General features: G+C 32.3%; 8 protein-coding genes. 3 read left to right on the forward strand and 5 right to left on the reverse strand.

Annotated features, from left to right (window positions below; translation table 11 throughout):
* The first annotated feature begins 967 nt into the window (after window positions 1–967).
* The gene (locus QT711_RS18190) at window positions 968–1,969 is read left to right on the forward strand and encodes a putative periplasmic lipoprotein (protein ID WP_317946608.1); all 1,002 of its coding nucleotides are present in this window, start codon (window positions 968–970) and stop codon (window positions 1,967–1,969) included.
* Between the two features lie 164 nt (window positions 1,970–2,133).
* On the forward strand, window positions 2,134–2,271 hold the full coding sequence (locus QT711_RS18195; protein ID WP_317946609.1) for a putative holin-like toxin: 138 nt from the start codon (window positions 2,134–2,136) through the stop codon (window positions 2,269–2,271).
* 814 nt (window positions 2,272–3,085) lie between these two features.
* On the opposite strand, the gene QT711_RS18200 is transcribed toward QT711_RS18195, so the two are convergent.
* The 5 genes from QT711_RS18200 to QT711_RS18220 all read right to left on the reverse strand — a co-directional run bounded on the left by QT711_RS18200 (window position 3,086) and on the right by QT711_RS18220 (window position 6,667).
* A complete protein-coding gene (locus QT711_RS18200; RefSeq protein ID WP_317946611.1) occupies window positions 3,086–4,021 on the reverse strand; it encodes an ABC transporter permease in 936 nt (311 codons plus the stop codon).
* Window positions 3,999–4,931, reverse strand: coding sequence for an ABC transporter ATP-binding protein (locus QT711_RS18205; protein ID WP_317946613.1), 933 nt, complete (start codon window positions 4,929–4,931; stop codon window positions 3,999–4,001). The genes QT711_RS18200 and QT711_RS18205 overlap by 23 nt, the downstream gene beginning before the upstream one ends.
* 86 nt (window positions 4,932–5,017) lie before the next feature.
* Window positions 5,018–5,347 (reverse strand): LytR/AlgR family response regulator transcription factor, encoded by a 330-nt coding sequence (locus tag QT711_RS18210; protein WP_317946615.1) that lies wholly within the window; start codon window positions 5,345–5,347, stop codon window positions 5,018–5,020.
* A 5-nt stretch (window positions 5,348–5,352) separates the two neighbouring features.
* Entirely contained in the window at window positions 5,353–5,877 is a 525-nt protein-coding gene (locus tag QT711_RS18215; RefSeq protein WP_450097604.1) for a tubby C-terminal domain-like protein, read from the reverse strand.
* A gap of 556 nt (window positions 5,878–6,433) precedes the next feature.
* Entirely contained in the window at window positions 6,434–6,667 is a 234-nt protein-coding gene (locus tag QT711_RS18220; protein ID WP_317946620.1) for a DUF6677 family protein, read from the reverse strand.
* A 282-nt stretch (window positions 6,668–6,949) separates the two neighbouring features.
* Here QT711_RS18220 and QT711_RS18225 point away from each other — a divergent pair.
* The coding region (locus QT711_RS18225) for a helix-turn-helix domain-containing protein (RefSeq protein ID WP_317946622.1) at window positions 6,950–7,389 on the forward strand (440 nt) is incomplete at its 3' end.

Below are 7,389 nucleotides of genomic sequence, written 5' to 3' on the forward strand. Positions count from 1 at the left end.
GCCGATTGAAGCTACTAACATGCTCTTCCACCCTACAGGGATGGGGAAACGGAGTTCATCAAAGTGCTGTTTAGCTCATCAGAATTTTAAAATACAAATACAGTCGTTGGAAAAAGAAGAATGCGACAAAATCTATGCTGAAAAATATAACGGTGCTTGCAACTCGTTCTTTAGCACCTCTCTTACCCTGGCATGGTTATAGGCCGACTTGAGGGTGTTGTACTAACTACGTACTTGCCCTTGTCCTTGCCTTTAACTAGTTCACGCACCTGGTGCTCATATCCATATGCCTACAAGGTGCCAGACGAGCCCTTCTGGCCTTCCTGACGCTATGTACTACATGTCAAAGCCAGTTTATCGCTGCCCGCTTTCCAGAAAAGAGCCTCCAATCTCTCTCCACGATATAGGCTACTTTCGTGTTCGCGGCTTCACGTAGACTAAGCCCTAATGCCGACTGCAGAACCCTTTCCAAACGCGCATTAGTTGAACAACTAAAGATGATGATGAGAAGGTAGATGAACTGGACTCTGATGCACTTAAAGAACAAAAAGATACACCGAAAATGCTAAGCTCACATAGCACTTTTGGAAGACTTAACGCTTGATGTACCCTACTTCATACATGGGTAAATTGAGCGTGTCTATAGAAGAGAAAAAGTGTGGTATATTAATTTCGAACCAACGGAACAGGGGTTTTTCTCGCTCGTTATCTTTGATCAACACTTTAAAAATTTCACATACCAGGATAAAGATTTGATTGGAAAGAACATAATGGCTTTCGGCATGTTGAAAAAGAATACTTATCAAAAAGATCGAAAGGTCACTGAAATGATTATCAAATCAGATAAATATATCGAATTTATTTAGAGCTACTATGGACCTTATAATCGACACAAGAACTTAAAACTATTATGCTAAAGAAGTAGTTCTAAGGGCGTTAATAAAAAATACAACACAGGGAGAACATCATGAAGAAAATATTGCTTTTAATTACATCAGTTATTCTACTATCTGCATGTTCAAGTAAAGAAGCATCATCAAACTCAGCTGCACAAACAGTAAAACAAGTGTATGAAGCTGCTTTAAACCAGGACTCTATGACATTTAGAAAAATCATGTCACAACACCAAGCTATCGACGGAAACTACAGCGAAGCAATATCAGAACTAGCTGACATTGTACATTCTTTAGGCGGTACTGAAAAACTAAGTTTTAAAGAATTAAAGAATGAAGACATACAAAAGGAAGTCCTAAATCATCTAGATAACAAATACGAGAATGGTTGGAAAATGGTTTTGGTCAGTCCTCAAAAGGGTGAAGAAGGTGAAACGTTCGCTTGGATTTTGAACAAAGTTGATGGCGATTATTATGTTTTAGAAGGTGAGGAAACTGCTCAAAAGGAAATATTAAAAATTGTAAACGGTAAGAACATCGAAGAGGAACGAGCCGAAGAAGAGCGACAAAAAGCGGAAGATGAGCAGCGAAAAGCGAAAGAAGAAGAACAGAAGAAAAATGAAGCAAAAGAACAATATATAACTGTTGTTTCTCAACTTGTCGGACAAACATGGGAAGGAAGCCATAGACTTGGCCAACTCGAATTATCTTTTACAGACGTAGTTCAAGAGGACATTTATATGGATGAATTCCCCTCTTACATCTCGGTCCCGATTAAAGCTACTGCAAAACTTACAGATGTTAGAGTTGAAGGGCATAGCGAACGGTTAACTGTCGAAATGGCTATGGAAGGAAGTTTAAGTACCGGTTGGGATGACGATCCAAAAGAAGCATTTAAAGATTCGAGCATCATTTTGGATTTTAAGGAATTGATAACTACTCCTTCAATAGATATTCCAACTGATGATTTTGGTTTTATAGTTCCAGAACTAAATTTGAACAGTGAATCTAAATATGCTTATGGAAAGTTAATTACAGCTCCAGGGGAAAAAATGAATTTCACACTCGACAGGTGATAAATTTCGTTGCCACTTATAATTTTTTAAAACAAATACGCTATAAAACTACTATCTTAATCCTATTAAATAGTAGTTTTTTTATGGTATAATAGAAGAACAATAGTTCGTAAATACTCAAGGGTGGTCGGCATCATCTCCATTTTAGAAAGGAGGTGGTGCAGTTGACAGTATTCCAAGCACTAATGGTAGCATTGACATTTGGACTTCTAATCGTAGCTATGCTGTCGTTCGGAAAGAATAAGCCCCTTGGGTTATTGGACGGCTCAAAAGGGGCTTATTTTCCATCTGAAATATCTTGACCATTGATGATCGACTACTGAAAGGCTATAAGTGTTAGCGCACTAATATAACCAACTAAAGTTTAATCTTATTCATATATCTTCGTAATAAACATCATGGTTAACTATTTCAATACTTCCGTATAAAACACAAACACGGAACTCATATAGTTTTTAAAGGGAGTACACAGAGTTGTTATAAACTTCAAGGCAGATACTTTATTCGATCCATATGGGACAAGCTTGAGAGAGCTGTCTCATCATTATATTCTGAGGTGACAAGGAGAAGCCTTCATTATATTTAAAATACGATCAAAGAATTCCCTAAGGAGCTTCGCAGCCACCGCCTTATGACTGACCGAACAAGGAATGTAGTTGCATCGGACGCCAAGAGACACGGGAGAGTTCGTCATCAAAAGTAATTCGTAGATCCGTAGTGTATCGTATATTGCAGCATCACAGAAAACAAAAAAATTCTCATGAAATTTACAACAGATCAAACAGTTAATACCTAAAACATAATTTAATCGTACTGAAATGTATTCTATGTTCTATCCTTTAATAATCGTCCATCAATTTTTTGTACATTTGTTCGAAGAGCTTCTTGGGCAGTTTAAAATGTGTTGTTTTGTCATTATGAACATATGTGACTATTTCTATGTTGTTGTTTTTCGCTGCTACTTCTAGCAATGAATTCTCACTTATATCTCTAATCGAAACAGATAATCTACCTTTTTTTTCTTTCTCTTTATAATCATAGTTCATAGTTTAAATACCCTTTCCAAAGTGATATTTTTATTGTCCTGATATTAATTTTGTATCTCTTTTACTATCCTTAGACATATTGTCTCTTCTTAAAAATCGCCATGGAACAAAAGATAAACACAATTGTATATAAGAGTATAATTGTAGTCGAAAATACAGGTGAAGGTTCTAAAGATAAAGTTTGTCCTACGCCAAAAGAGTCTAGCCCAGTATTAGAGAAAAATAAGAAATTTGCCCAAGTGTATTCTGAAAAATAAGCCGACAAGCTACCACCAAAAATAAAAGTGAATACTGTAATCACGATGGATAGATTACTGTTATTAAAGATAACTGATATCATAATTGCAAGTGCTGTATATGCAGACAGTAAAAGAAAACTATATAAATAACGTTTAATAATTTGTATTATCGCATTTTGCTCGAACAGTTCACCATTTGTATTCAGTGCCACAGAAGTAAAACTAATAGTATCTAACCCATAGATAATCACGCCGCTTATATTTAACAATATAAATGTAAATATATACATAACAATCCCAATATATAACAAAGATATATATTTCGATATTAATATTTCTTCTTTATTATAGGGTCTTAATAACATCATTTTTAAAGTGCCCCATGTATTCTCTTTAGATACCATATTGCTTGCATAAAACATTATTATTAATCCGATCAGTGATGTTATGCCAGCATATTTTTCAATATAGCTTATTAAGTGCCCTGATCCGGAAGGAGGAATATCATGAGTTAAATGATAAGTATTTAATATTATTTCTTTTTGTATAATATCAAAAGCCATGTCGTCTTGATTTATATTGGATAATAACGTCCAATCATCATTAACCTTTTTTTCTAAGTTTATTCTCCAATCACCTGTATAAGAATTAAAACTAATAAACGCAGAAACTATCACTACAACAGTTACTAGCATTAAAGATAAAATGAAAGACTTGGATTTTTGTATTTTGAATATCTCACCCTTAATCAACGGAATTAAATTCATTTCTATTTCCCCCTGCTAACTGTAGGAATTTTGATTCTAGACTTTCATGATACTGTTTGACCTCGTAAATTTGAAATTCGTTTTCGATTAAAGTCTTTAATAGTTCAGTTATTTGTTCTTTTTTTATCTCACCTATAATTTCTTCATAATCATTATTTTCAAATGAAAGATTTAAATGCGAACTAAGTACTTTTATTGCACGACTAGAATCATTAGTGGTGAGGCCTATTTTTGTACTAAATTTGGTTATTTCATCTTGGTTTAAAGTGTCTATGATTTTTCCGTCATTCATAAAAACAACTCTGTCACAAATTAATTCTATTTCTGATATTATATGGCTAGATATTAAAATAGTAGTTCCTTTATTTCTTGTTAGGTGGATTAAATAGTTTCGAAAATCGATTATACCTATTGGATCAAGGCCATTCATGGGCTCATCGAGTATTAGTAAATCTGGTTTATGTATAAGTGCTTGGGCTATGCCTAATCTCTGCTTCATCCCTAATGAATAGTATTTTACTTTTACGTCTTTATCTTTATGGAGATTTAAAAACTGCAATATATATTCAAAATCACTATTATCTATTATTTTTTGGGATATAGAGGCTAAGTACTTCAGATTGTCTAAACCCGATAAATAAGGGTAAAAATTGGGAGACTCGATTATTCCACCAACTTCGTTAAGGATTTCTTTTGGATTTTTAATATTCCTTCCTTTATAGAATATACTACCGAAATCTATACTTTGTAAGCCCATTATCATCTTCATAATAGTTGTTTTTCCAGCACCGTTTGGTCCTAACAAACCAAAAATTTCCCCTTTTTCAATGGAAAAGGACACATCGTTTACTATAGGCTTTTTTTTTATGATTTTACTTAAGTTTCTTACATCCAAAATGGTTTTTTCCATGAAATATACCTCAAGCTTTCTTCTATAATTAACCTTAAATTAAGACTCTATGGATCTTTTTACCAAGATTATAGAGTCTTATTTACTCATATTAAATCGCCAACAATTTCTTTTGTAATCAATGCTTGTTTATCACCTGGAAAATAAGCTTCATATACATTGGTATTCAGCATTCTAAGCTCACTAATCTTGTTAATATTAATTATGAAAGAACGATGCGCTCTTTTGTAATACTTCGGTAGTAATTTCTCTATGCTTTTAAGTGAGTTCCTAGTATGGAATTCATCGTCACTAGTAATTATATATGTCATATTGTTAAATCTTTCAAAGTAAAGAATTTCCTGCAACGATATAAACCTTATTCCGCTTTTACTTCTTAATATAAGCTTGTTATTATCAATTATTTTTATTGTCATTTTATCTAGTCCCTAATATCAAATAAAAGATGTAATGCTGCAGTTTCTAACGCAGGTATTTCATTAGAAAACAACTTTATAGATATTTCTCTGGGAGGTATTAATCTGTTAGATGTTATTAATGCAACTTCTTCACCACTACTACCAGTTATTATTACTCTTCTGTCAGCAAAATCTTTTTTTATTAATAATTTTTCTCCATTACTTCTTGTGACTTCTATTCTTGGATTAGTCTTGAATTTTGTTTTATCCTCCACAATATAGTTACCGAAGTTGTTTGAGGTGCCTGTCCATCTTGACTTTATTAATGTATTAATGCTGATTTCTTCTTTAATTTTATTTACCATACTATTGTTAGCATCGTAAGAATGTACGTTTATTGCAAACGTGCTGTTAAAGATAAAATCCAACGATTTTTGAAAAAAGTTCGAATAAAATCGTTCTATATAACCAACCAATTCGTTTTGTTCATTATGAATTTCAATCTTTTTGGTGCTTCCCCTATAGGCAGGAGTTTTGTAAGTGAACATAGTCAAAAGCTATACGCCTCCTCTTTGCTAAATAAATAACTGAATTAATTTGTTTGATATATATACTTCACATATCGAACTAATAAACACAATTATGATAATAGCAGGTATCACCTTTTTCAAAAAAACCAGATAAAGTTTTTTAATTTCATTTTTTTCTGATTTTCCATTAAAGTATCTAATCCATACCTTCCATTGGTTAATAGAGAAAATAAAAACAATGAAACATGCCATTAATTCCCCTATTCCATGGGTTAATGAAGCGCTATAGTATATTAATGGGTCTATCCCGACTATAGAAGGTCCTTGTCCAATAGTTATGAACACCTTAAAAATAAGTATTAAACTTATTCCTGTAATTGAGAAAAGCAGTAGAATCAACATATAAAATAAGTTTAACAAAAATATGTCTATTACATGTTTGTAGTTCAGCGTAAAAATAACATGATCGGTTTCTTGAGGTTGTGCTAATAAATTTGTAATTAGTATAGTGGCAAACGCTATACTAAAAAACATTATTAAATATACTCTTAGGTTACTCATGATTGAACTGTCCTTAGGCAATTTTATACTCATGATTTAAAAGACGCGTTGTTTTAATAGAGTCAAGAATCGCATATATCCAAACTATTAAGAAAAGTAGTATACCTAAAATATTGCTCGTTAATAAAAGAGCTACTACATTAGCCACCATAAAAATTATACCCTTCAAAACTTTCCCAAGGTACAAATGACCCAATCCTGGAAAAACAAACGATAGTATTGCAGATAACCAAGTGTTCTTTTTCATGATACATCCCCATTCCCTTAGTTTATATACATACTTATAATTGTTTGCCCCTCTAACAAATATGTACTATACTCATAGTAACATTTAAGTCTAAAAATTCTATGTTTGCAAGAATACAATACTAATCTAGAAAATTATGTATATAATCTCTGAAATACTATCGATTTTTGAATTTAAGTGATGAATTTTCTGTTTCTATATATTTAATTGTCTGTTTTTGTCTGATTCTACTTTTAATTAAAATTAATCTTAATTAATGTTTGTTTTACTAATTAGGAGGAAGTGAAGATTTTGCGCATTGGCAATAGAATTAAGAGACAAAGAGAATTTAAAGGGCTTACACAGAAAGAAGCTAGTAGAGGAATTACTTCAGTATCACATTTCAGCAATATAGAAAATGGCCGTTTCCAACCATCTGCAGACATACTTCGTTTATTGGCTAAAAGGTTAGAAGTGCCCGTTGAATATTTTTTAGACATACATATAGAAGACATAGATACAGAAAAAACTTTGGACGAGTATGAATATATAATAAATTCTAAAGATGTTAAAAAAATAGAGGAATTTGAATCAAAGAGATCTGATGACCTAATATATATACCCTCAATAGTACAAGAATTTAGATTCAACCTATTGAAGTACTTATCCTTTTTAGAACAAGATAGATTCAATGAAGCTATATGTCATTATAAAAAAGAGATTTCAGGTGTGTGCAGATTACA

It is taken from the genome of Sporosarcina saromensis (assembly GCF_033253735.1).
In the GTDB taxonomy this organism is placed as follows: domain Bacteria; phylum Bacillota; class Bacilli; order Bacillales_A; family Planococcaceae; genus Sporosarcina; species Sporosarcina saromensis.